Origin of the sequence: Undibacterium sp. TJN25, from assembly GCF_049339885.1 — a bacterium.
In the GTDB taxonomy this organism is placed as follows: domain Bacteria; phylum Pseudomonadota; class Gammaproteobacteria; order Burkholderiales; family Burkholderiaceae_D; genus Undibacterium.
In genome coordinates this window covers 275,094-298,278 of sequence record NZ_JBMPPM010000008.1, presented here as the reverse complement: position 1 = coordinate 298,278, position 23,185 = coordinate 275,094, and the positions used below count along the sequence as shown (strand labels likewise).

The following is a 23,185-nucleotide window of genomic DNA, read 5'->3' as shown; positions in this document are numbered from 1 at the left end:
CAGCAGAGAAACGAGATTATGTAGTATTTAATTCGCTTCGTCAACTTCTTTTTAACTCGGCGCTTTCTTTTTTACTACCGCACTTCTTGCCTTGCTTCTCTCGCTTTTTACTTCTTTTTCCGTCTTCACTTGCCCACTCATCCCGCTCAAAAACAGCCCAACTTCCCGCTGTCCCTTTCGCGTTATTTGCTGCTTGCCTCGACGGGAGCCGAACTATAGCAAGCCTCATCCAAACTTGGCAAGCGCTTTTTGAAAATAATTTATTCTTTTAATGCCGCCTTATATAGTCACCTATGTTGGCACCTGACGGACTTCTTCACCTCCGCGCCCAGAGCCGCCTGCTCATAGTTAGGATTGCGCATGGCTAGCGGTTAAAATAGCGCTTTATTTCGCCGTCACAAAACGCGGCGGAAGACTCACCGCCATCTGGAACAAAGTAATAACATGCTACGCCTGACCGACATCCAACTGCCTCTCGATCATCCTGAATCCGCCCTGAAGGATGCGATCCTGCATACCCTAGGGATTCAAGAACAGGAGCTGGTCAGCTTCGCCATCTTCCGCCGAGGCTATGATGCGCGTAAAAAGACAGCGATCGTCCTTATCTATACTATAGATATAGAAACTACCGTCAATGACAAGGTACTGGCCCGGAACGCGGGCAAACCCCGCATAGGCCCCACCCCCGATACCAGCTATCACTTCGTTACCCATGCGGAGCAGGCACCGGAGCAGCGCCCGGTCGTTATCGGTTTCGGCCCGTGCGGCCTGTTCGCCGGGCTGCTTCTCGCACAGATGGGTTTTCGCCCCATCATTCTGGAACGCGGCAAGGCTGTGCGTGAAAGAACCAAGGATACCTGGGACCTGTGGCGCAAACGCGAGCTGACGCCGGAATCCAATGTGCAATTCGGCGAAGGCGGCGCCGGCACTTTTTCAGATGGCAAACTGTATAGCCAGATCAAGGACCCAAAGCACTATGGCCGCAAGGTATTGACCGAGTTCGTCAAGGCCGGCGCACCTGAAGAGATCATGTACGTCAGCAAGCCTCATATCGGCACGTTCCGCCTGGTCAAGATGATAGAAGAGATGCGAACCAATATTGAGGCACTGGGCGGAGAAATCCGCTTCCAGCAAAAAGTGACCGATATCGATATCCAGGATGGCCAGGTGCGCGGACTGCACGTGAATGACGGCGACTATATCAAGGCAGATCACGTTGTGCTGGCGATCGGCCATAGTGCACGCGACACTTTCCAGATGGTGCACCGGCGCGGCGTCTATGTGGAGGCAAAGCCGTTCTCGATCGGCTTTCGCATTGAGCATCCGCAATCCATCATCGACCAGGCCCGCTTCGGCCCCAATGCCGGCAATGAGACCCTGGGCGCAGCAGACTACAAGCTGGTGCATCATGCAAAGAACGGCCGTTCGGTCTACAGTTTCTGCATGTGCCCCGGCGGCACTGTGGTCGCAGCTGCCTCAGAGCCGGGACGGGTCGTCACCAACGGCATGAGCCAGTATTCACGTAATGAGCGCAACGCCAATAGCGCGATAGTCGTCGGGATTACGCCGGAAGACTATCCGGAGCATCCGCTCGCGGGCATAGACCTGCAGCGCAAACTGGAAGAACTGGCGTATGAAATCGGCGGCAGTAATTACAATGCACCAGGCCAACTGGTGGGAGATTTCATGGCCGGCCGGCAATCAACCGAGCTGGGCGAAGTCATCCCCTCCTATAAACCAGGCATTACTTTATGCGACCTCGCAGCCACGTTGCCGAAGTTTGCCATCGATGCGATGCGCGAGGCCATTCCAGCCTTCGACAAGCAAATCAAAGGCTTTGCGATGAAGGATGCAATATTGACAGGCGTGGAAACCCGCACCTCATCCCCCATCCGCATCAAGCGCAACAACGATGACTTGCAAAGCCTGAATACCAAAGGCCTCTATCCGGCAGGCGAAGGTGCCGGCTATGCCGGAGGCATCCTCTCTGCCTCGGTGGATGGTATCAAGATAGCGGAAGCGGTCGCGCTGAGCATGCAGAGTTTGGGGGAAAGCTGTTGATGACTACCGTAGCACAGCAACGCACACAAAAAAACCGCGCCTGATAGCGCGGTTTTTTCTTGAATACGGGTCGGACTAGCTGACCAATGACTCCAGCCCCTCGCCCAACTCCGCCAGTGGCGGCATATCATTCAACAGCAAATCTGCTTTGATACCGAGCTTGTCGCCCACCTCGGTCGGGAAAGTAGCTTCCAGCTCTTCCTTGGAATATTTGTTTTCTTCCGCGCGCGAGCGCCATGCCGCAATGTGCACGATGGCCGCCATCGAATCAAAAGGCTCCTGCTCAAGCGGATCGGTGCACGCCTTGATCACCGTTGCAAAATTGTCGGGAAAGCGCCAGCGCCTCGCCAGTTCCGCGCCCACATCGGCATAGTTATAACCGAAAGAAGTCTGCTCCACATCCACACGGCGGGAATCCAGCGGCCCTGCAATTTTGTCGATCTGCAGCGTTTTTTCCGGCATTGCCGCATGCATCACCAACTGGCCGATCGCATGCATCAGGCCGACGATAAATGCAAAGTCTGAATTATCTTGCAGGCGCTTGGCGAGCCATTTTGCAATCACTGCAGTATGCAGGCTATGACGCCAGAACTGTTTCAGGTCCACGCCTGGCATCGCCTTGAAGCTGCCTGTTAGTCCTGTGCTGATCACCAGCGTGCGCACTGTCATGAAACCCAGCATCAGAACAGCATCATCAATCGTGCCGACACTGCGGGAGGCGTGATAGTAAGAGGAGTTCGCCAGACGCAACAGCTTTGCGCTCAGCACCTGATCCGCAATCAGTTTTTTGGCGATTTCATCGATAGACACGCTTTCGTTGTTAAAGCTGTCGATGACTTCCTGTACGACTTTGGGAATAGAGGGGAGTGCATTTTGCTGCTGGAATAGCGTATCGAAATTCATAAAGTCTCCCTAGATGGTTACAGCCCTGAGAACAATTGCAGCCAATATTATTATTGATTCAAACCCTTGACGACAGGCAATTTTAACAGCGGGAATCTGTTTCAAACGTTAAAAAATGATACTCCGTTCAAATAATGAAAGAAACAACTTTTTCTCGTTGCCGCTGACGTAAATATGGCAGTCAAACAAGATAAAATTTCCATCTGGAAACACATTAACTCAAAGCAGCTTCTGCCAATATCCCACATCCACCCAGCGATCATTCTTGAACCCGACTTGTTCGAACATCGCTACTTGATGAAAACCCATTTTTTCATGCAACCTGACACTGGCTTCATTCGGTTGCGCAATTCCGCCAATGACGGCATGTACACCCAGCTCCCTGAGCTCTTCCAGCAAACCTTCGTACAAAAGAGCGCCTAGTCCCAGCCCTCTCGCATCCTGCGCCAGATAGACCGAGGTTTCTACAGAAAAGCGATAGGCCGAACGCACGCGCCATTTGGTCGCATACGCATAACCAACCACCACACCTTCATTTTCCGCCACCAGCCAAGGCAAGTGCGCCGTGACCTCAGCAATACGGCGCGCCATTTCGGCGGACTCAACCTCCACCTCTTCAAAAGAAATGGACGTATGTATTATGTAGTGGTTATAGATGCGGCAAATTTCACCGGCATCATCGACTTCTGCTGGGCGTATTATCGGCATAAAAATTGGATGGAAAGAAAATTAAAAACGCCCTGATCGTCGTAAAACAATCAGGGCGCCTCTGCTTACAAGCTCGCACAAACAGCTTAGTCGTCTTTTGCGCCGTCTATGCCCAGTTCTTGAATTTTCCGGGTAATGGTATTGCGGCCAATACCCAGCCTGATCGCCGCATCATTCTTGCGACCATGCGTGTGACGCAATGCTGCCTTGATAACGACCGATTCAAAATTGCGACCCAGCTTGTCGATGACTTCCGACTGCCCCTGGGTCAGCATGGCTGTTGCCTCGGCGTCCAGCAAGGTCATCCAGTTATCCAGATTGATTTGCGGTACGCTGCCGCCGTGCGCCGCGGGCATCGCACTCGCCACCTCAGCGTGTGCAGCAGCCGGTGCCTCGCGTCGGCTATGCGTGTCTGCCGGCAGGTTGCCCGCCGCAACATTATGCACTGCGGAGGACACCAGATCCTGCGGCAAATCCAACACCTCCACCGTTTGCCCCGGCGCCATGACAGTAATCCAGTTGCACAGGTTTTCCAGCTGACGCACGTTGCCGGGGAAATCCAGGCCGGAAAGGAAGTGCAGTGCCGGCTCCGACATGCGCTTCACTTCCACGCCCAGTTGCTTGGCGCTCTGCGCCAGGAAGTATTTGGCCAGGATAGGAATATCTTCGCGCCTTTCGCGCAGGCTAGGCAGGCGCAAGCGGATCACATTCAGGCGATGATACAGATCCTCCCGAAACAGGCCATCGCGTACGCGCGATTCCAGGTTCTGGTGAGTGGCCGCAATCACCCGTACATTCGCCTTCATCGGCTGATGCCCGCCTACCCGGTAAAAATGGCCGTCCGACAAAACGCGCAACAGGCGCGTCTGCAAATCAAAAGGCATATCGCCGATTTCATCCAGGAACAGCGTGCCGCCTTCCGCCTGCTCAAAGCGCCCCCTGCGGGTGGTCTGTGCGCCGGTAAATGCACCACGCTCATGACCGAACAATTCAGACTCCAGCAAATCCTTGGGGATGGCGGCAGTATTCAATGCTATAAAGGGCTGCGCCGCGCGTGGGCTATGTTTGTGCAAGGCGCGCGCCACGAGCTCCTTGCCGGTGCCGGATTCACCGGTAATCAGCACCGTCACGTGCGACTGCGACAGGCGGCCTATGGCGCGAAACACATCCTGCATCGCCGGCGCCTGGCCCAGAATTTCAGGTGTCTCGGTAATAGCCTGTTCCACGCTGGATTCGCGCAAGCTTTCATCCAGCGCGCGACGGATCAACTCCACCGCCTTATCCAGATCAAATGGTTTCGCAAGGTATTCAAACGCCCCGCCCTGAAATGCAGCTACCGCAGATTCCAGATCGGAGAACGCCGTCATGATAATCACCGGCAAACCGGGATATTTCGCTTTTACCGTCTGCAGCAGCTCCAGGCCGGATGCGCCGTGCATGCGTATGTCGGATACAAGGACTTGTGGCGTATCGCTTTGCAGCGCTGTCATGGCATCGCGCGCATTGGTAAAGCTTTTTGTGACCAGATTTTCCCGCGCCAGCGCTTTTTCCAGCACCCAGCGAATTGAATCGTCGTCGTCCACTATCCAGATTGGTTTCATATAGTCGTTTTGCATCCTGCGTTAAGCGTTCAGCGGCCCGGGCACAAAGTACTTCGAAAAAAAGAGGCTCGCTCTTTTGCTATTCAAAGGACTTCCTACTCGGAACGCCAGATTGATGGAGTACTTTTGGCACTACCTTTTTTCCGCGCCCTTAGTTCAAGGAAGTGGAATCAATATTCTGAAATCCGTGAAACCCGGCCGGCTCTCGCATTCGATCACACCCATGTGCTGTTGAACGAAAGTCTGCGCCAGCGTCAGCCCCAGACCGTTGCCGCCATCCCTGCCAGACACCAGGGGATAAAAAATGCGGTTGCGTATCTCGGACGGGATGCCCGGACCATTGTCAATGATATGCAAGTCTAATGCCAGCCTGTAGCGGACCTTGGCCAAAGTGATCTGCCGCAATACACGGGTCTTGAAAGTCAGCTCTGCATCGCCTGCCCGGATGCGGTCCACCAGTGCCTGCGCTGCATTGTGAGCAATGTTCAGCACCACCTGTATAAGTTGCTCCTTATCGCCGCGGAATTCAGGTATCGACAGGTCATAATCGCGCTTGATGTTCAGGCCATGCGGGAATTCGGCGAATATCAGGCGCAGCACGCGCTCGCATACCTCATGGATATTCACGTCGCCCACAATATGCGGCAGACGGTGCGGCGCCAGCAGACGGTCCACCAATGTCTGCAGGCGGTCGGCCTCCTTGATGATGACCTGCGTGTACTCGCGCAATTCCTTCAACTGCCGCTCAGGCAGCTCCATCTCCAGCAGCTGCGCCGCGCCGCGTATGCCGCCAAGCGGATTCTTGATTTCGTGGGCAAGATTGCGGATCAGCTCCTTGTTGGCCTTGCTTTGGTCCAGCATGCGCTCTTCGCGGTCCAGCTTCAGTTGCTGCACGTTCTCCCTCAGCTCGATCAGCACCGGCGTGTCCGGGTTGTCCAGTGCAGTGACGATGCTGTGTACATGCAGCGGTTCGCGCCCAGCCCTCTCCAGCGCGAGATCCTGGCGCTTGTCGGCAAACTGGTGCTGCACCGCCTGATGAAAAACGGCCAGCAGTTCTTCGCCGTTCAAAAACAGGTCTGCCAGTTTTTGATGCGTGAGCGATTTAAAAGAGCTGTCCAGCAGGTTCTCTGCTGCCGCATTGGCAAAAATGATGCTGCCGTCGGCATCCAGTACGATGACCGCGGACGACAGCAGATCCAGGCCTGCCAGGGAAGTTAATGGTGTTCTCAAGATAATCTATAAAAAAAGGCCGCTGAGTTAGCGACCTTATTACGCAAGCATCATGCCTGATTCGTTACCGGCAAGAATTACTTCAAGTTGCCGACTTCCCGTTTCAGGGCCTCTATATTTTTCTGGGTGCGGGCGATATCTTCCTTCATCGCGCTGACACGGTCCTGATATTTGACGAAATTCTTTTCGTCGCCGCGCCGCTCAGGTTCGCCGTTATTGAATTCTTTCTGCTGGAGAGCCAGCTTTTGCTCTTCCGACTTCAGTTCATCCAGCAAAATCTGCTTGCGGTCGCTGTCGCGCGCTTTTTGCGTACTGTCATCTACCTTGGGAAAATCCGAAGGCGCCTTGGCTGTTTTCTTGGCAGACGCAGGCAAAACCGGCGCAGGCGCGACCGTAAGGCCCTGCAACTCCACTTTCTTGCAACCCTTGGTCAGGCCGGTGTTTTTATATTCCTTGTTGCCATGCTCGTCCACACACAGGTAAACGTCGCTTTCCGCATACGCGTGCGCAGCGAAAATGCCAAAGAGGATCAAACCGGAAAATAGTCTTTTCATAGGAAGCGTAGTTGGTAACGAATGTCTCCTAGTGTATGACATGCAGGCGTGCAACACAATGCGGGCAGTCCGGCTGTTACAGATGTAACAAATCAGGCGAAAAAAAAGCGGGGTTACCCCCGCTTTTTGATGTTCCCCTGATTACAGGGAGTAGTACATGTCGAACTCAACCGGATGGGTCGTCATGCGGAAGCGTTGTACTTCTTGCATTTTCAATTCGATGTACGCATCGATCATGCTGTCAGTGAAGACGCCGCCACGAGTCAGGAATTCGCGATCTTTGTCCAGATATTCCAGCGCCTGTTCCAGCGAGGAGCACACGGTTGGGATCAGTGCATCTTCTTCCGGCGGCAGATGGTACAGATCTTTGGATGCTGCTTCACCTGGATGGATCTTGTTCTGAACGCCGTCCAGGCCTGCCATCATCAATGCTGCGAAGCACAGGTATGGGTTAGCCAGAGGATCAGGGAAACGCGTTTCAATACGGCGGCCCTTAGGATTGGCAACGTAAGGAATCCGGATGGAAGCGGAACGGTTACGTGCCGAGTAAGCCAGTTTCACCGGTGCTTCGTAGCCTGGAACCAGGCGCTTGTACGAGTTGGTGCCTGGGTTGGTGATCGCATTCAGCGCGCGTGCATGCTTGATGATGCCGCCGATGTAGTACAGCGCAAAATCCGACAGACCTGCATAGCCGTCGCCTGCGAACAGGTTTTTGCCGTCTTTCCAGATCGATTGGTGCACGTGCATGCCGGAACCGTTGTCGCCAACGATAGGTTTAGGCATGAAAGTCGCTGTCTTGCCATAAGTGTGCGCTACGTTCCAGACGACGTATTTCAGGTTCTGGGTCCAGTCGGCGCGTTCTACCAAAGTGGAGAACTTGGTGCCTATTTCATTCTGGCCGGCGCCAGCCACTTCATGGTGATGCACTTCAACAGGGATGCCCAATGCTTCCAGTATCAGGCACATTTCAGAACGCATGTCCTGGAAGCTGTCGACTGGAGGAACCGGGAAATAACCGCCTTTGACCGTTGGACGGTGGCCAGTATTGCCGCATTCCAGTTTTTCGCCTGTCGTCCAGGATGCTTCTTCGGAATCAATCTTGACGAAAGAACCGGACATATCGATTTTCCAGCGGACGCCATCAAAAATGAAGAATTCCGGCTCAGGGCCGAAGTAGGCTGTGTCGCCGATACCGGAGGATTTCAGGTAGGCTTCAGCGCGCTTGGCGATGGAACGCGGATCGCGGTCATAGCCTTTGCCATCGGATGGCTCGATCACGTCACATTGCATGAACAATGTAGTCTCTTCCATGAAAGGATCGATATTTGCCGTGTTTGGATCTGGCATCAACAGCATGTCGGACGCTTCGATACCTTTCCAGCCGGCGATGGATGAACCGTCAAACGCGTGGCCGGACTCAAATTTGTCCATGCCGAACTGCGAGACAGGCACGGTCACGTGCTGTTCTTTACCACGGGTATCAGCAAAGCGGAAATCAACGAATTTTACTTCATTGTCTTTCGCCATCTTCAAGACTTCTGCGGCTGTCATTGCCATGTGAAACTCCTCAAATAGAGCTAAAAAATAATTCGAAAAATGCTGAGCCGTCTGCTTGTTGTCTTTTCTGCTACGCATGCCTTCTGCATCTGTCTACAAAAACACCGTTGTTCAGATGACAGCAGAACTCAGCAAAGGATGATAGCAGAATCCATGCCATCCATTAGCCCCGTCATAAGCAAATGAATATTTCTTTAAATCTTTGTTTTTGCAAAGATTTCCAAAACTCTTCCAGAGTAAGGACGAAGTCAGTCATTTTTGAAATTTGCACCAATTCAGAACAAATAAATCGAAAATCACCAAAATAATGCACCATCATATATCAACCTCGTTATTGACTCATTTTGGTGCAGAAATGTTTTCATTTGTATAAGCACCGACCTTGAACGCCTGCTCAAGGCTAAGGATTTTGCCGGCCTCTGCACCGTCATACCCCGCAAGAGCACCAAGCGTGCCTTTAAAGCTGGCAGATTGCAGGATGCGGATAATTTGCTGCATCAATGGCAATTGCACGGCATCCCGCGCGACAGCGAAGAAATAACGCTCCCGTACCAGGGGAATAAAGTCCAGGCCGAAATGGCGTGCCGCGGTTTCCACGCCAAGCCCCGCATCCGCCATACCGCTGGCGATATAAGCAGCCACCGCAGCATGCGTCAGTTCCGCACTTTCGAAACCATTGATGTCGGCTGGCGATATCTCCCGCTCTGCCAGCATCAGCTCCAGCAACATGCGCGTGCCGGAGCCTTGCTGCCGGTTCACGAAGCGCAGCCGGTTGACTGCGATATCGGATAAGGACGAGACCTTGAACGGATTGCCTGCGGCCACGAACAAGCCCTGGGTACGCACCGCCAGGTGGATCAAGGCATGCCTGTCGGGATCGAGCCAGCGCAAGTACTGCGCGGTCGCATTGTGTTCATGCACACCGATGGGAACATGAAAGCCCGCCAGGTCGCACTCCTTGCCCGCCAGCGCGGCCAATGCCTCAGAACTATTCCTGTAGCGCAGCTCCACCGGCAACGCAGCTGCATGGATCTGCTCCAGCAGTGCCGCCACCGCGAACCCATGGCTCGCATCTAGCCGCAACGCCGCCTGGCTGTCTTCACTGACGCGATCCAGTTCATTGGCCAGTTCGGAAGCCAGGCTTTCCAGCAAAGGCGACAGCCTGGCAGCGATGCGCCGGTCAGCCCACATCAGTTTTTCCGCCAGTGCAGACAAGGTGGTGCCGCGCCCCCTGCCGGAAATGACCAATGGCCCGTTGAACAGGGTTTCGGCATCATGCAGCAAACCCCAGGTGTAGCGATAGGACAGTCCGACTGCCTTGGCCGCCAGTGCGATGGATCCAGTCTGTTGAATCAGCACCAGCAGGCGTATCAGCATCGTCGTATCGGCGCTCTGGCTGTTTTCCGTTGCAATCTGCCAGTGAGGATTAATCGTAATTTTGTACATCTTGTTCGCCCATGCCGGTCACAAAACCGGGAGTTGTCATCGCAGGATTGTATCCCAGCCAAGACCGGACTACTCTTCCGGCACGCGGGCAATATCCCGGCAGTTGATGCATAATCGCTTACAAACTATGGACAACGCCACCAAGGAATCATCATGCCGAACAATATCCTGGCAGCCGCAGCACAACGAGGCAAGGACAACGCCCTGCCCTATGCCGGCGCAGTCACGCCGCAAGAAGCCTTTGATTTACTGCAAGCCGACAGCAATGTTCTGCTGGTCGACGTGCGCACCGGTGCGGAACGCGACTGGGTAGGCCGTGTGGCAATTTCTGACCTGCAGCATAAATCGGTGCAATGGAGCCTGTATCCGGGCGGCACGCCCAATCCTGATTTCCTCGCACAATTGTCGGCCGTTGCAGGCAAGAACACCCCTATCCTGTTCCTTTGCCGTTCCGGCGTGCGCTCGCGCCACGCCGCCAAGCTGGCGACAGAAAACGGATACACGCAGTGCTACGACATCCTTGAAGGCTTTGAAGGTGACAAGGATGCTGAGGGCCACCGCAAATCCGTAGGCGGGTGGTGCAAGGCGGGCCTGCCGTGGGCAGGCGCCTGAGCACATCAGGAGTCAAGAAGCAAAAAATAAACAGAGATGAGATGAAGAGCGCTGGAAACAATATTTTTTAACTGAAGATTACAAGGGGTACACAATGGCAGCTTCATGGATAGATATAGCAACGCACGACAAGCAGAGTTTCAAGGGTTACCTGGCCCTGCCGCCCACCGGCTCAGGCCCCGGCCTGCTGCTGATACAGGAAATTTTCGGCGTCAATGAACATATCAGGTCTGTCGCCGACCAGTACGCGCTGGACGGCTATGTGGTGCTGGCGCCTGACCTGTTCTGGCGACAGCAGCCCGGCGTGGACCTGGGCTACAGCGAGGCTGATATGGGTAAAGGCTTTGGACTGATGCAAGGCATGGATTTCGGTCTGGCGCTGCAAGACTTGGCCAGCACTGTAAAAACCCTGCGCGGACGTGCCGAATCCAGCGATAAGGTGGCCTCCATCGGCTACTGCATGGGTGGCTTGCTGTCATTCCTGAGTGCAGCCCATGCCGGCGTGGATGCAGCAATCTGTTATTACCCCGGCGGCATCGACGGCAAGTTGGACGAAGCGGACAAAATTACCTGCCCGGTCCTTTTCAATTTTGCCGAAGCAGATCAGTACATTCCTGCGGAAGCGATAGAAAAAGTCAAAGCCCGATTTGCCAAGTCTTCCAACGTGCAGATAGAAACCTACCCTGGCGTACACCATGGCTTCAACTGCTGGGCGCGCGAATCGTATAATCAGCCTGCTGCCACGCTGGCACACGGCAAGACGCTGGAATTCCTGGCAAAGAAAATGTAACCACTGCAATGTGATGATTGCTTCATCAGGCGGCTTCTGGCCGCCTGCCTATTTTCCTTCCGCCATCAGTTCTGGCGCAATATCATTGGTATCCTTGATAACCTGCAAGACGATATTGGAGCGGATGTCCAGCACACCGGTAGTTTTATACAGACGCTCCAGCACAAACGACGAATAATGCTTCAGGTTGCGGGCACGCACGCGCAACAGATAATTCGCGTCTCCTGTAATGATATAAGACCCGACCACTTCCGGCCATTGCTGCAGTGCCTGCGAAAAATTTTCATGCCACTGCTCCACGTCGCGCCGCATCGTCACCTGCACAAAAGCATCCACTTCCAGCCCCAACCTGGCAGCATCCAGCACAGCGCTATAGCGGCTGATGATCCCGGCCTCTTCCAGCACCCTCACCCTGCGCAGGCAGGAAGAGGGCGACAGGAATACCTTGTCCGCCAGTTCCAGGTTGCTAATGCGGCCGTCCGCCTGTAAAGCCTGCAATATCTTCAAATCCGTCGCATCCAGCTGCATTGCAATATCCTGTCAAAATTTACTCAAATAATCGAACTATATTCTATAGTTAATAGAAAAATCACGCCAGTTTGCAATAATTATTCAGCTATTTGAGCATAAAATAATCAACTCCGGAGCGGTTGAAAGACCGCTCGCTGCGCACAAGCCCACGCCTGTAAATCGAATCCGCACACACCTCTATGACCACAATGACCCGCAACGACTGTCTGACGCTGGACCAAGGCGATACGCTAGCCGGCTTCCGCAACGAGTTCTCCCTGCCGGAAGGCACTATTTACCTAGACGGCAATTCGCTGGGCGCAATGCCCAAGGCAGCGCCGGCACGCGCCCAGCAAGTAATTACCAGCGAATGGGGCACGGACCTGATCAAAAGCTGGAATAAGGCAGGCTGGTTCGATTTGCCTTCGCGCCTGGGCAACCTGCTGGCGCCGCTGATTGGCGCCGCAGAAAACGAAGTCGTCGTTACCGATTCAACTTCCGTCAACCTGTTCAAGGCGCTGGCTGCCGGCCTGCAGATACAGGCCTCTAAAAAAGAGACTGTCGGACGCAAGGTCATCGTCAGCGAACGCAGCAACTTCCCCACCGACCTGTATATGGCGCAAGGCATCACGCGCTGGCTGGACCGCGGTTATACGATACGCCTGGTAGATACGCCGGAAGAGCTGGCCGAGGCCATCAATACCGAAGCGGCGCTGGTCATGCTGACCCACGTCAACTACCGCACCGGCTACCTGCACGACATGCCGGCGCTGACCGCCCACGCGCACAAGCAAGGGGCACTGATCCTGTGGGACCTTGCCCATTCGGCAGGAGCCCTTCCGGTAGAACTGAAGCGCGCCAATGCCGACTTTGCAGTGGGTTGCACCTACAAATACCTGAACGGCGGCCCCGGCTCGCCGGCTTTCATCTGGGTCGCGCAGCGGCATCAGGAAGCCTTCCAGCATCCGCTGTCCGGCTGGTGGGGGCACGCATCGCCGTTCGCCATGCAGCCTGCGTTTGAAGCCACTGCAGGCATACGCCGCGCGCTGTGCGGCACCCAGCCCATCGTCTCGTTGGCCATGGTGGAATGCGGGCTGGAAGTGTTTGCAAAGACCAGCATGCAGGCAATACGCGCCAAATCCCTCGCACTGACCGACCTGTTCATACAACTCGTGGAGCAGCGCTGCTCCCATCACCCTCTGGAACTGGTAACGCCGCGCATGCATGCACAACGCGGCAGCCAGGTCAGTTTCCGCCATGCACACGGCTACGCGGTCATGCAATCGCTGATTGCGCGCGGCGTCATCGGCGATTATCGCGAACCCGGCATCATGCGCTTCGGCTTTACTCCCCTGTACGTGCGCTTCAGCGACGTGTGGGATGCGGTAGAAATCCTGCGCGACATCCTCGATACCGCAGACTATTCGATGAATGCCGAACGTCACGCAGTGACCTGAGCTAGCCCAAGCGCAGTACTTTACACCTGAGAAGATCATGACAAACGAGAGCAAAACACAAAACGCCGCCTGGCATGACGCGAAGATGGACTTCAGCGACGCCATGAGCTACGGCGACTACCTAGGCCTGAACCAGATACTCAATGCGCAGCATCCGCGTTCGCCCAACCACAATGAAATGCTGTTCATCGTCCAGCACCAGACCAGTGAGCTGTGGATCAAGCTGATGCTGCACGAGCTGCATGCGGTGCGCAAACAGCTGCATGCCGGCGACCTGCCGCCCGCATTCAAGATGCTGTCGCGCGTTGCCCGTATCATGGACCAGCTGGTGCATGCCTGGGATGTGCTGGCAACGATGACGCCCAGCGAATATACGGCCATACGTCCCTACCTCGGTAATTCATCCGGCTTCCAGTCGCACCAGTACCGCGAACTGGAGTTCATCCTCGGTAATAAAAATCCCGCGCTGCTCAGCGTACACCAGGCCAACCCGGAGGCCCTTGCCATCCTGGAAGCAACGCTACAGGCACCCTCCATCTACGACGAGGCCATCATGCTGCTGGCCCGCAACGGCTTTGCCATCGATGCCGGCCGCCTGAGCCAGGACTGGACGCAACCGGTGACGGCAAACGAATCCGTCAAGGCTGCGTGGCTACAGGTCTACCAGGCGCCTGAACAGCACTGGGTACTATATGAGCTGGCGGAAAAACTGGTGGATATGGAAACCGCTTTCCGCATCTGGCGCTTCCGGCACGTAACAACGGTAGAGAGGATCATCGGTTTCAAAACCGGCACCGGCGGTACTGCGGGCGTCAGCTACCTGCGCAAGATGCTTGATGTTGTGCTGTTTCCTGAACTGTTTTCTCTGCGCACCGCACTATAAAGTTTTTGCTGGGCAAGCTATATGCGCCAAAAAAGGCCGGAATCCCGTGGTTAGTGGATGCACAACCACATCAACGCTTATAAATATCTCGATGACTGCTAGAATAAAGAAAATGTATATTCCTTAATGGAAAAATGAATAGTAGCCTGATAACTAAAAATATTTCCGTGGAACAGCTGTGCATCGGCTTATATGTGCACCTCGATGTGGGTTGGCTCAATCACTCTTTTGCCCGCAACAGTTTCAAGATCAAAACCGACAAGCAGATCGCTGCAATCAAGCAAATGGGGTTGAAAACGGTACGGGTGGAACCCGCCCGCAGCGATTGCCGCCCGCTGCCTGCCAATCCCAATGCTGAAGAAACGGTAGAAATTGCCCAGCCCAGTACCGAAGAGCTGGAACTGATCAACGCAAAAAAAGCCAGGATAGAAAAGCTGATCGAAGAAAGCAGTGCCATCGCGCAGTGTGAAAAAGAATTCGAGAAAGCTGCCAGCACGCTGAAAAACATCTCGCGCAACCTGTTTTCCCGGCCGCAGGAGGCTCAGCGTGAAGCCGACCAGCTGATCCAGCAGATGCTGGATTCCCTTCTGGCCGACAAGGATATCGCCATCCACCTGATGAACGACAAGATCGCAGGCGAAGAAGCTTACTATCACTCGCTGAATGTCTCGGTGCTGGCAATGATGCTGGCAAAGGAAATGCGCCTGCCAGCCCAGGATATCAAGACAATCGGCGTGGGGTGCCTGTTTCATGACATAGGCAAGATAGAAATACCGGACAGAATCGTCAACAAGACCTTCGCGCTGACCAAGGCCGAACAAAACCTGCTGCAGCTACACAGCCAGTACGGCGGCGCCATCGCGGAAAAGCTTGGGCTGCCGAAGCAGGTAATCGACATCATCCAGCAGCATCATGAATACGCAGACGGCAGCGGCTACCCCAATCGCCTCACGGCTGGACAGATGTCGCCGTTGGCGCGCATCGTGGCGGTCGTCAACGCCTACGACAACCATTGCAACCGCCCCAACCCGGCCGATTCGCTGACACCGTACGAGGCGCTGGCCTTCATGTTCAAGCAGCAGCGCAAACTGTTCGAGCCGGCCGCGCTGGACATGTTCATCCACTGCCTGGGTGTTTATCCGCCGGGCACCATCGTGCAACTGTCGGATGCCACGCTGGGCATGGTCATGTCCATCAACTCCGGCAAACCCCTGCGCCCCAGTGTGCTGATCTACGATCCGGACATTCCGAAAAATGAAGCCATCATCCTGGACCTGAGCCAGGAGCAGGACCTGGAGGTCGCCGCCAGCCTGAGGCCGAAACAGCTGGCGCCGGAAGTCTATGATTACCTGAGTCCGCGCAAACGCATGTCTTATTTCATGGATACGCCCAAGGGCGGCAACAAAGTCCGCATGTGAGCGAGTGCTGCTTTGCTGCAGCCTCGCACCCATTTCTGCTGCAAATTTGCCGTTTCACCGGCCCATCTGCCCTTTTTTTGCGCAAATTGATGTAATCTTTAAGCGCGCACTTCCTATCAGTCGTTCAACACGTACTTTTCTGTCACGGTTCGGCTGGGCACCGGTAGCGCGTGTGCTCTCGCAGAATTTTTTTCCTCGCATATCGATTGATACGCTGCAGTTCAATTTAGGTGACCCGATGACCCTGCCAGGCACTCAGGAAGATCCAGACAGCAAGGAAGAGGTAAAGGTATTGCCGGCGCTGTTCAGCGGCAACCAGCCATGGCTTCCGTATCGAAGCTGGTTCGGGCTGCGCGAAAAGCTGGTCATGCTGGTACTGGGGGTAGCGATGATCAGCATGCTCTCCGCTGCCGGCGCTTTCGTTTTCGTCAGCCAGCGCTATATGGAAACTTCCATCGAGTCGCATCTCGCTTCGGTAGCCCGCCTGCATGCGCAACGCATTGACGAGTTCATGACTTTCCTTACTTCCGAACTGCGCCTCATCAGCAGCCGTACACAGTTGCGTAAATCAATTACAGATTATGTCGACCGCAGGGATCAGTCTGCACTAGACCAGATCAACCTCATTTTGTCCGATGCCAAACGCTCAGTATCGTCTTTCGATAATCTTCTGCTGTACGGCATAGACGGAAAGCTGATCACATCGGTATCGGCGCTGAGCGTGGAATCGGAGCAACTGGAGCCTAGCCTGCGCGATAACTTGCTGGGCAACCACAAGGTGACGTCCACCGTCATCGGCGCCGACGGCCGGCGGCTGATACAGGTCGGAGGCCCGATGATGGACGGCAACCGCGCGATCGGCATCCTGGTCGTGCTGACCAGCATGGAGCCGTTGCGAGCCGCATCCAGCGGCAGCGGGGGCTGGATATCGGAAGAACTGATCATTACCGAAACCGATGCTCACGGCCACGACAAGGCCATCACACCCTTGCATTTTGCGATGACGGAAGACGTGCCACCGCTGACGCTGACCCAGATCAAGGACCAGGGCAGCATCAAATCCGAAGAGCGCAACATGCTGTCAGGCAAAGATTACCGCGGCGTAGCAGTGCTCGCCTCTACCCAGATGCTGAAAAACCCGGCGTGGACCATCATGGTCAAGATAGACCAGGACGACGCCTTCCGGCCGATACGCGACCAGCGCGACCTGTGGCTGGCAATGATGCTGCTGGTACTGGTGCTGGTGGCCGTCATCGGCGTCTGGCTGTCCAGCTACTTCACGATGCCGATACTGGGCCTGGCCGAGGTGGCAGTGATGATTGCCAGCGGCGACTTCAAGCGCCGCATGCAGCATTTCTCGCGCGACGAACTGGGCATGCTGTCCTATTCAGTCAACCGCATGGCCGACAAGCTCGTTGATGTCAGCGCAGAACTGGAAACCCAGCTGCGCCTGCAGCACGAACGCGCAGACAGGCTGAACGACCAGTTGATCCATGCCAACAACGAATTGCACTGGCTGTCGCGCACCGATTCCCTGACCAAGCTGTTCAACCGCCGCACGCTGGAGGAAACCCTGGAAAACGAATGGCTGCGCGCAATACGCACCGGACACTCGCTGGCGGCAATCATGCTGGACCTGGACTACTTCAAGGGCATAAACGATGCTTCCGGCCATGCGACCGGCGACGAGTGCCTGCGGCGCGTAGGGTCAGTGCTGAGGGAAACCGTGCAGCGCAGCGGCGATTTTGTCGCCCGCTACGGCGGCGAGGAATTCGTCATCCTGGTGATAGACGCCAACATCGAACATGCGTGCACCTTCGCGGAACGCATACGGACCAGGCTGGCCGAGGAAGCAATTCCGCATCCGTCTTCGGACCTGGCGCCTGTCGTGACTGCCAGCATGGGAATCACCGCGATGATACCCAGCAATGAAAGATCGCCGCAAGACTTGCTGGACCTGGCCGACCGCGCACTCTACCTGGCCAAGGCACGCGGCCGCAACCGCATAGAAACGGTGAGCCCCAACTAGCCGCTGTTTCAGAAGAGAAACGGATAGCGCAAACTATCAGCCATATCAGGCAAGTCCTACTTTTTCCCTGGCCCTTATCCGACGCCCCGCGCGGCGGATAAACGCTAAGCTGGCGACATCTGCCACCAAAGACTTGCCCCATCATGAAAACACCCACCCGGAACGCCAGCCCGCAGGCTGCGCACAACGCCAAGGACGCCAGCACCGACACCAAGGTCAATACGGCACAAAAGGTCTGCAATGACGGTGAAAAACGTTTGCCCCATGAGCGCGACCAATCTCCAGATGCACAATCGACGCAACCGAAAAAAGTCATGCAACAAGCCAAGAGGGACCTGGACCGAGGGCTGGTGGATACTGATATGCACGGCGAGCGCGGCGTGGAAGACGTAGTTAAAAAGACCCGGTCTGACCAATAGTTATCAATAGCGATCGATAACCATCAATGGCAGCGGGCTCACTAAAGCACTTTTTAAGCTGCTGAATTAGCTGCCAGTTATCTGATGCATTAGCTGCTGAACCGAAGCCCCAGCCTCTGTGAAAAGCGGCGCAGCACGCCGCTTTCTTGCTCCGGCAACGCCAATGCGACATGACCGTCAGGGCGAATCAGGTAAGCCGCATCGCGCTGCAGACCCGCTTGTGCCGCCGCAGCATTCCATGCAAACGTATGCACGGCAAGGCCAAGCGCCTGCGCGTCTGCTGCGAATTCGAGTATAAGCGCTCCATAGACATGGAGTTGCCATTCCAGCGAACGCAATGCATCAAAGTTATCCACTATTTGGTCTTTGATTTTCTCCTTGACCCAGGGCAAGCGGTCACCGCCCGAAACCTTCCCCGCCCGGCCTTTGCTCAGCGCGCTGTCGGCATAATGAATCTGTATCTGCGAGACTGTCCTGAACATGGCCCGGCGTGTCATTGTAAAGCCGGACAGGAAGGGCAGAACGCCCGGCACCAGCCAATTGCGCACCAGTTTGCCGCCCAGCCCTTGCGAAACGATGGCCTGAAACGCGCGGTCGGTCGTGGCAACCAGCTTGCGCGCAAAGACGATGCGCTCGGCTTCGTAAGTGTCGAGCAAAGACGCGTCTGCCCTCTGCTGCAGCACCCCTGCGAGCTTCCAGGACAGGTTGACGGCATCGCCTATGCCGGTATTCATTCCCTGTCCACCTGCAGGACTGTGAATATGGGCAGCATCACCGCAGACAAAGCAGCGGCCGCTGCGAAATTGCGACGCCACCCGGTGATGCACACGGTAAGTGGAAAACCAGTTGACCTCGCTTACCTGTACGCCCAGCAAATGCTCCACATCGGGCCGCACATCCTCGAATCCGGCGCCGGCGTCCGCTCCTATCCGATCCGGCATGATGCCGATCAGACGCTGCATGCCGCTGGAACGTACAGGCAGCATCAGGTTGAAGGTGTGCGGGCCGATGTGCGCATGCAAGTCCGTGTTGCGGCTGCCGTCTATCCGGACATCTGCAACGTAATACAAACGTTCGTAGGTGCCCCCCGGAAAGTCCAACCTCAACGCCTCCCGCACCGTGCTGCGCGCACCGTCACAGCCGCATACATAGGCAAATTCGCATTGCTCGGTAGCACCGCCATGCTCAATAACAGCCGATACCTGCGCCGCATCCTGGGTAAAGGAGACAAGTGCTGTATTCCATTCGACCGCAATCCCTGCCGCCTGCAGTTTCGCCACGAGGAAGTGCTCATGGTCGTCCTGCGGAAAATCCAGCACGAAAGGATAAGGGCTTAAGCCCTGCCCAATTTCGCCGAGTGCGATATGGGCCACCTCAGTGCCGCCTTCATGCACATGCACGTGCTCCATCTTGATACCCTGCGCGACAAATTCATCGGCAAAGCCCAGCTGATTATAAAATTCCAGCGTGCGGGCATGCACTACCATCGCCCGCGAAGCCTGCCCCGGGCCGCTATTCTTGTCGATGATGCGAAAAGCAATGCCGTGGCGAGCCAGCAGCAGTGCCAGCACGAGGCCGGTAGGACCGGCGCCTGCAATAAGAATCTGTGGATTAGCCATGCAGCCAGTATAGATAAAAAAGCCCCGCTTGCGAACAGGCGGGGCTTCCTTTGGAAAATTTGTTACTACAGCTGCTTGACGGCACGCATGAATGCCAGACTTGACGTCAGAAGGCGGCGATGCCTGTCTGCGCGCGGCCCAATATCAGCGCATGGATGTCATGCGTACCTTCATAGGTATTGACCACTTCCAGGTTTACCAGATGGCGGGCAATGCCGAACTCGTCGGAGATGCCGTTGCCGCCCAGCATGTCGCGGGCAACGCGGGCAATGTCCAGCGATTTTCCGCAAGAGTTACGCTTCATGATGGAAGTGATTTCTACCGATGCGGTGCCGTCGTCCTTCATGCGGCCCAGGCGCAGGCAGCCTTGCAGGCCGAGTGTGATTTCAGTCTGCATGTCGGCCAGTTTCTTTTGCACCAGCTGGTTGGCTGCCAACGGACGGCCGAACTGATGGCGGTCCATCGTATATTGGCGCGCGGTAAACCAGCAGAATTCGGCCGCACCCAGCGCACCCCAGGCAATGCCGTAGCGTGCGGAGTTCAGGCAGGTAAACGGTCCTTTCAAGCCTTCCACATTCGGCATCAGGTTTTCTTCGGGTACAAATACTTCATCCAGCACGATCTCGCCGGTAATCGATGCGCGCAGGCCTATCTTGCCGTGGATCGCTGGAGCGGACAAGCCTTTCCAGCCTTTTTCCAGGATGAAGCCGCGGATGCGTCCGTCATCGGTCTTGGCCCACACCACGAAGACATCGGCGATAGGGCTGTTGGTGATCCACATCTTTGCGCCGCTCAGCGAATAGCCGCCGGGCACCGTCTTCGCGCGCGTCACCATGCTGCCGGGATCGGAACCGTGATTGGGTTCAGTCAGGCCGAAACAGCCTATCCACTCACCGCTGGCCAGCTTGGGCAGATATTTCTGCTTCTGCGCTTCGCTGCCGAATTCGTTGATTGGCACCATCACCAGCGAACTCTGCACACTCATCATCGAGCGATAGCCGGAATCGATGCGCTCTACTTCGCGCGCGATCAGGCCGTAGCAAACGTAATTCAATCCCGCGCCGCCATATTCGGCAGGGATGGTGGAACCCAGCAGGCCCAGCTCACCCATCTCGCGGAAAATCGCGGGATCCGTCTTTTCGTGACGGAAGGCTTCCAGCACGCGCGGCGCCAGCTTTTGTTCGCAATACACACGGGCAGCTTCCTGCACCATGCGTTCGTCGTCGCTCAACTGCGACGACAACAATAAAGGGTCTTCCCAATGAAATGCTGCTTTTGCCATCTGTTTCTCCTGATTTATTCCAGAACCTAGTTCTGCTTATGTTTTAATGATAATCCTAGTTGCGCCCGGCGCGACAGCCACAGGCTGGGGCGGTATCTCGGGTCGCCGGTGTAGTCCAGCAAATTCTGCAATATCGTCAATATGCGCGCTGCGCCGAGCTTGTCGCCCCAGGCCAGCGGGCCGGTGGGATACGCGAGCCCCAGTTCCACTGCCTTGTCCAGATCGTCCGGCGTGCAGATATCCTGTTGCGCCATATCGCAGGCGATATTGACGATACAGGCCAGTATCCTTTGCACGACGAATCCGGGGCTGTCCTGCAACAGGCTTACACTCTGCCCGCTTTGCAGCAGCAAGGCACGCGCCTGTTGTGCAATGCCGGCGTCGGTGCCGGGATTGTTCATCAGGCTTAGGTGACCCTGGCAATCCAGCAGGCTGTCTATACCCAGCGTGCGGCGCGCATCCAGCTTTTGCCGAACCACGCAGGTGCTAACGTCTTCGCCCAGCGGGCTGACCAGGCACAGCGAATCGGCCGAAGGCTCAGGCGTGTTTTCCACGTTGGCGCCACAGCGCTCCAGCAGCGCGCGTACATGGATTGCCGCTTCCGGATTTTCCGGGCTGACCCAGACCCAGCCCGACCACGCCGGTGCCTCAGTCAACGCCGCCGGCGCACCAATGACAGTCTGCTTGCCGTCCGGATAACTGTAAAAACCGCGCCCTGTTTTCCGGCCGAGTAAGCCGGCCTGCAAACGCTGTGCGGTAATCACGCTGGGGCGGTAGCGCGGCTCCTGATAATACTGCTGGTAAATGGATTCCATCACCGGATGCGATACGTCCAGGCCGGTCAGGTCCAGCAATTCAAAAGGGCCGAGCCGAAATCCTGCGGATTCACGCATGATGGCATCGATCGCCGGAAAGTCGGCAACGCCCTCCTGCAGAACGCGCAAGGCTTCCGTGCCATAGGCGCGGCCCGCGTGGTTGACGATGAAACCCGGCGTGTCCTTGGTGATGACCGGCCTGTGTCCAGTGCGGTGCGTGAATTCCACCAGGCGCTGTGTGACTTCAGGCAAAGTCAGCAAGCCCGCAATCACTTCCGCCACTCTCATCAAAGGCACGGGATTAAAGAAATGCAGGCCGGCGACGCGCTCAGCCTGTGCAACGCCGGCGGCAATCGCCGTTACCGACAGCGACGAGGTATTGGTGGCCAGTATACAATCTGCGCCGACTATCTTTTCCAGCTGGCGAAAGAGCTCGCGCTTCACTTCCAGCTTCTCGACAATCGCTTCAATGACAATACCGCAATCGGCCAGTTCATCGAGCGAACTGATCACCTGCAATTGCTGTTTTGCCGTGCGGAATTGCTCGTCGCTGAGTTTGCCTTTTTGCTGCAATTTTTCCCACTGCGCGACAACTGCCTGGCTTGCCGACTCGGCGGCGCCGGGCTGCACGTCAAACAGCTTCACCTGTATTCCCGCCTGGGCTGCGATCTGTGCGATGCCGCGTCCCATCGCGCCGGCCCCTATTACGCCTATAACACTGTCTCTTCCTGATACCGCTGGCAATTTATGCTCCTTATAGCTGTTGCAAAATGAGGCTGACTAGGCGCAACGACAAAGACCGTACGAGTAGTACAGCGAAGAAAAGCGCCAACGCCAGCGTAATTTCGCAACAACTCCTTAGTCAGGTACGATTGCCGTCACCTCTATTTCCACGCGTGCCCGGTCTTCGATCAAGCCTGCAACCTGCACTGCAGTCATGGTGGGGTAATGGCTTCCTATGATTTCCCGATATGCTAACCCGACTTGCTTGTAGGCAGCCACATATTCTTTTTTATCGATGACGTACCAAGTCATGCGCACGATGTGCTCCGGCCCAGCCTCGCCCTGCGCCAGCACTTCCACGATGTTCTTCAATGCCTGCCTGGCCTGCACTGCAAAATCATCGGATGTGAACTGCGCCTGCGCGTCCCAGCCTATCATACCGCTAACGCAGACAGTTCGCCCATGGGCGGAAATTCCATTGGAATAGCCCTTGGGGCGCACCCATCCGGGAGGTTGCAGAAATTCCATATTCTTCCTTTATTTGTCAGGCATCGACCGTTCATCCCGC

The 23,185-nt window shown here is 55.7% G+C and carries 21 protein-coding genes; 9 read left to right on the top strand and 12 right to left on the bottom strand.

All coding sequences use genetic code 11. The annotated features are described in order from the left end of the window. Together ACO0LO_RS20965 and ACO0LO_RS20960 are read left to right on the top strand one after the other, a co-directional pair. Positions 1 to 272: hypothetical protein (locus ACO0LO_RS20965; RefSeq protein WP_422967034.1), on the top strand; the 272-nt coding region annotated here is incomplete at its 5' end. 172 nt (positions 273 to 444) lie between these two features. Further along, complete coding sequence (locus ACO0LO_RS20960; protein ID WP_422967032.1) at positions 445 to 2,061, top strand: NAD(P)/FAD-dependent oxidoreductase; 1,617 nt, start codon at positions 445 to 447, stop codon at positions 2,059 to 2,061. Between the two features lie 75 nt (positions 2,062 to 2,136). Here ACO0LO_RS20960 and ACO0LO_RS20955 read toward each other — a convergent pair whose 3' ends face one another. From ACO0LO_RS20955 to ACO0LO_RS20925, 7 genes are all read right to left on the bottom strand, one after another. Continuing rightward, positions 2,137 to 2,964, bottom strand: a complete 828-nt coding sequence (locus tag ACO0LO_RS20955) for an HDOD domain-containing protein (protein ID WP_422967030.1) — start codon at positions 2,962 to 2,964, stop codon at positions 2,137 to 2,139. Positions 2,965 to 3,183: 219 nt separating this feature from the next. Next, the gene (locus ACO0LO_RS20950) at positions 3,184 to 3,672 is read right to left on the bottom strand and encodes an arsinothricin resistance N-acetyltransferase ArsN1 family B (protein WP_422967028.1); all 489 of its coding nucleotides are present in this window, start codon (positions 3,670 to 3,672) and stop codon (positions 3,184 to 3,186) included. Positions 3,673 to 3,758: 86 nt separating this feature from the next. Next, on the bottom strand, positions 3,759 to 5,273 hold the full coding sequence (ntrC, locus tag ACO0LO_RS20945; protein WP_422967026.1) for a nitrogen regulation protein NR(I): 1,515 nt from the start codon (positions 5,271 to 5,273) through the stop codon (positions 3,759 to 3,761). 156 nt (positions 5,274 to 5,429) lie between these two features. Continuing rightward, on the bottom strand, positions 5,430 to 6,503 hold the full coding sequence (gene glnL, locus ACO0LO_RS20940) for a nitrogen regulation protein NR(II) (protein WP_422967024.1): 1,074 nt from the start codon (positions 6,501 to 6,503) through the stop codon (positions 5,430 to 5,432). A 77-nt stretch (positions 6,504 to 6,580) separates the two neighbouring features. After that, entirely contained in the window at positions 6,581 to 7,057 is a 477-nt protein-coding gene (locus tag ACO0LO_RS20935) for a DUF4124 domain-containing protein (RefSeq protein ID WP_422967023.1), read from the bottom strand. A gap of 141 nt (positions 7,058 to 7,198) precedes the next feature. After that, a complete protein-coding gene (gene glnA / locus ACO0LO_RS20930; RefSeq protein WP_422967021.1) occupies positions 7,199 to 8,614 on the bottom strand; it encodes a type I glutamate--ammonia ligase in 1,416 nt (471 codons plus the stop codon). Positions 8,615 to 8,953: 339 nt separating this feature from the next. Further along, a complete protein-coding gene (locus ACO0LO_RS20925; protein WP_422967019.1) occupies positions 8,954 to 10,060 on the bottom strand; it encodes a substrate-binding domain-containing protein in 1,107 nt (368 codons plus the stop codon). A gap of 153 nt (positions 10,061 to 10,213) precedes the next feature. Between ACO0LO_RS20925 and ACO0LO_RS20920 the strand changes: the two genes are divergently transcribed. Both ACO0LO_RS20920 and ACO0LO_RS20915 read left to right on the top strand, forming a co-directional pair. After that, positions 10,214 to 10,672: a rhodanese-like domain-containing protein gene (locus tag ACO0LO_RS20920; protein WP_422967017.1), complete on the top strand. Its 459-nt coding sequence runs from the start codon at positions 10,214 to 10,216 to the stop codon at positions 10,670 to 10,672. 94 nt (positions 10,673 to 10,766) lie between these two features. Next, entirely contained in the window at positions 10,767 to 11,462 is a 696-nt protein-coding gene (locus ACO0LO_RS20915) for a dienelactone hydrolase family protein (RefSeq protein WP_422967015.1), read from the top strand. A 48-nt stretch (positions 11,463 to 11,510) separates the two neighbouring features. On the opposite strand, the gene ACO0LO_RS20910 is transcribed toward ACO0LO_RS20915, so the two are convergent. After that, entirely contained in the window at positions 11,511 to 11,990 is a 480-nt protein-coding gene (locus ACO0LO_RS20910; protein WP_422967013.1) for an Lrp/AsnC family transcriptional regulator, read from the bottom strand. Between the two features lie 182 nt (positions 11,991 to 12,172). Here ACO0LO_RS20910 and kynU point away from each other — a divergent pair, with 182 nt between their 5' ends. The 5 genes from kynU to ACO0LO_RS20885 all read left to right on the top strand — a co-directional run bounded on the left by kynU (position 12,173) and on the right by ACO0LO_RS20885 (position 18,178). Further along, complete coding sequence (kynU, locus tag ACO0LO_RS20905) at positions 12,173 to 13,429, top strand: kynureninase (protein ID WP_422967011.1); 1,257 nt, start codon at positions 12,173 to 12,175, stop codon at positions 13,427 to 13,429. 37 nt (positions 13,430 to 13,466) lie between these two features. Further along, a complete protein-coding gene (kynA, locus tag ACO0LO_RS20900; RefSeq protein WP_422967009.1) occupies positions 13,467 to 14,312 on the top strand; it encodes a tryptophan 2,3-dioxygenase in 846 nt (281 codons plus the stop codon). Between the two features lie 134 nt (positions 14,313 to 14,446). After that, the gene (locus tag ACO0LO_RS20895; RefSeq protein WP_422967007.1) at positions 14,447 to 15,730 is read left to right on the top strand and encodes an HD-GYP domain-containing protein; all 1,284 of its coding nucleotides are present in this window, start codon (positions 14,447 to 14,449) and stop codon (positions 15,728 to 15,730) included. A gap of 238 nt (positions 15,731 to 15,968) precedes the next feature. Then, positions 15,969 to 17,759: a sensor domain-containing diguanylate cyclase gene (locus ACO0LO_RS20890; protein WP_422967005.1), complete on the top strand. Its 1,791-nt coding sequence runs from the start codon at positions 15,969 to 15,971 to the stop codon at positions 17,757 to 17,759. Positions 17,760 to 17,902: 143 nt separating this feature from the next. Continuing rightward, entirely contained in the window at positions 17,903 to 18,178 is a 276-nt protein-coding gene (locus ACO0LO_RS20885; protein ID WP_422967003.1) for a hypothetical protein, read from the top strand. Between the two features lie 89 nt (positions 18,179 to 18,267). Here the strand turns inward: ACO0LO_RS20885 and ACO0LO_RS20880 are convergent, their stop codons facing one another. The 4 genes from ACO0LO_RS20880 to ACO0LO_RS20865 all read right to left on the bottom strand — a co-directional run bounded on the left by ACO0LO_RS20880 (position 18,268) and on the right by ACO0LO_RS20865 (position 23,145). Further along, positions 18,268 to 19,797 carry an FAD-dependent monooxygenase gene (locus tag ACO0LO_RS20880; protein ID WP_422967001.1) on the bottom strand — a complete coding sequence of 510 codons (1,530 nt, stop codon included), beginning with the start codon at positions 19,795 to 19,797 and terminating at the stop codon, positions 18,268 to 18,270. Positions 19,798 to 19,903: 106 nt separating this feature from the next. Further along, positions 19,904 to 21,079: an acyl-CoA dehydrogenase gene (locus ACO0LO_RS20875; RefSeq protein WP_422966999.1), complete on the bottom strand. Its 1,176-nt coding sequence runs from the start codon at positions 21,077 to 21,079 to the stop codon at positions 19,904 to 19,906. Between the two features lie 26 nt (positions 21,080 to 21,105). Then, entirely contained in the window at positions 21,106 to 22,638 is a 1,533-nt protein-coding gene (locus tag ACO0LO_RS20870) for a 3-hydroxyacyl-CoA dehydrogenase (protein WP_422966997.1), read from the bottom strand. Between the two features lie 114 nt (positions 22,639 to 22,752). Continuing rightward, the gene (locus ACO0LO_RS20865) at positions 22,753 to 23,145 is read right to left on the bottom strand and encodes a RidA family protein (protein WP_422966996.1); all 393 of its coding nucleotides are present in this window, start codon (positions 23,143 to 23,145) and stop codon (positions 22,753 to 22,755) included. Positions 23,146 to 23,185: the final 40 nt, after the last annotated feature.

What these genes read in the sequence shown, in the direction of transcription:
- kynA (WP_422967009.1), top strand. Translation starts at nt 13,467, where the DNA reads ATGACAAACGAGAGCAAAACACAAAACGCCGCCTGGCATGACGCGAAG.
- ACO0LO_RS20895 (WP_422967007.1), top strand. Translation starts at nt 14,447, where the DNA reads ATGAATAGTAGCCTGATAACTAAAAATATTTCCGTGGAACAGCTGTGC.
- ACO0LO_RS20935 (WP_422967023.1), bottom strand. Translation starts at nt 7,057, where the DNA reads ATGAAAAGACTATTTTCCGGTTTGATCCTCTTTGGCATTTTCGCTGCG.
- ACO0LO_RS20910 (WP_422967013.1), bottom strand. Translation starts at nt 11,990, where the DNA reads ATGCAGCTGGATGCGACGGATTTGAAGATATTGCAGGCTTTACAGGCG.
- ACO0LO_RS20890 (WP_422967005.1), top strand. Translation starts at nt 15,969, where the DNA reads ATGACCCTGCCAGGCACTCAGGAAGATCCAGACAGCAAGGAAGAGGTA.
- ACO0LO_RS20885 (WP_422967003.1), top strand. Translation starts at nt 17,903, where the DNA reads ATGAAAACACCCACCCGGAACGCCAGCCCGCAGGCTGCGCACAACGCC.
- kynU (WP_422967011.1), top strand. Translation starts at nt 12,173, where the DNA reads ATGACCACAATGACCCGCAACGACTGTCTGACGCTGGACCAAGGCGAT.
- ACO0LO_RS20950 (WP_422967028.1), bottom strand. Translation starts at nt 3,672, where the DNA reads ATGCCGATAATACGCCCAGCAGAAGTCGATGATGCCGGTGAAATTTGC.
- ACO0LO_RS20955 (WP_422967030.1), bottom strand. Translation starts at nt 2,964, where the DNA reads ATGAATTTCGATACGCTATTCCAGCAGCAAAATGCACTCCCCTCTATT.
- ntrC (WP_422967026.1), bottom strand. Translation starts at nt 5,273, where the DNA reads ATGAAACCAATCTGGATAGTGGACGACGACGATTCAATTCGCTGGGTG.
- ACO0LO_RS20865 (WP_422966996.1), bottom strand. Translation starts at nt 23,145, where the DNA reads ATGGAATTTCTGCAACCTCCCGGATGGGTGCGCCCCAAGGGCTATTCC.
- ACO0LO_RS20925 (WP_422967019.1), bottom strand. Translation starts at nt 10,060, where the DNA reads ATGTACAAAATTACGATTAATCCTCACTGGCAGATTGCAACGGAAAAC.
- glnA (WP_422967021.1), bottom strand. Translation starts at nt 8,614, where the DNA reads ATGGCAATGACAGCCGCAGAAGTCTTGAAGATGGCGAAAGACAATGAA.
- ACO0LO_RS20915 (WP_422967015.1), top strand. Translation starts at nt 10,767, where the DNA reads ATGGCAGCTTCATGGATAGATATAGCAACGCACGACAAGCAGAGTTTC.
- ACO0LO_RS20880 (WP_422967001.1), bottom strand. Translation starts at nt 19,797, where the DNA reads ATGGCTAATCCACAGATTCTTATTGCAGGCGCCGGTCCTACCGGCCTC.
- ACO0LO_RS20920 (WP_422967017.1), top strand. Translation starts at nt 10,214, where the DNA reads ATGCCGAACAATATCCTGGCAGCCGCAGCACAACGAGGCAAGGACAAC.
- ACO0LO_RS20960 (WP_422967032.1), top strand. Translation starts at nt 445, where the DNA reads ATGCTACGCCTGACCGACATCCAACTGCCTCTCGATCATCCTGAATCC.
- ACO0LO_RS20875 (WP_422966999.1), bottom strand. Translation starts at nt 21,079, where the DNA reads ATGGCAAAAGCAGCATTTCATTGGGAAGACCCTTTATTGTTGTCGTCG.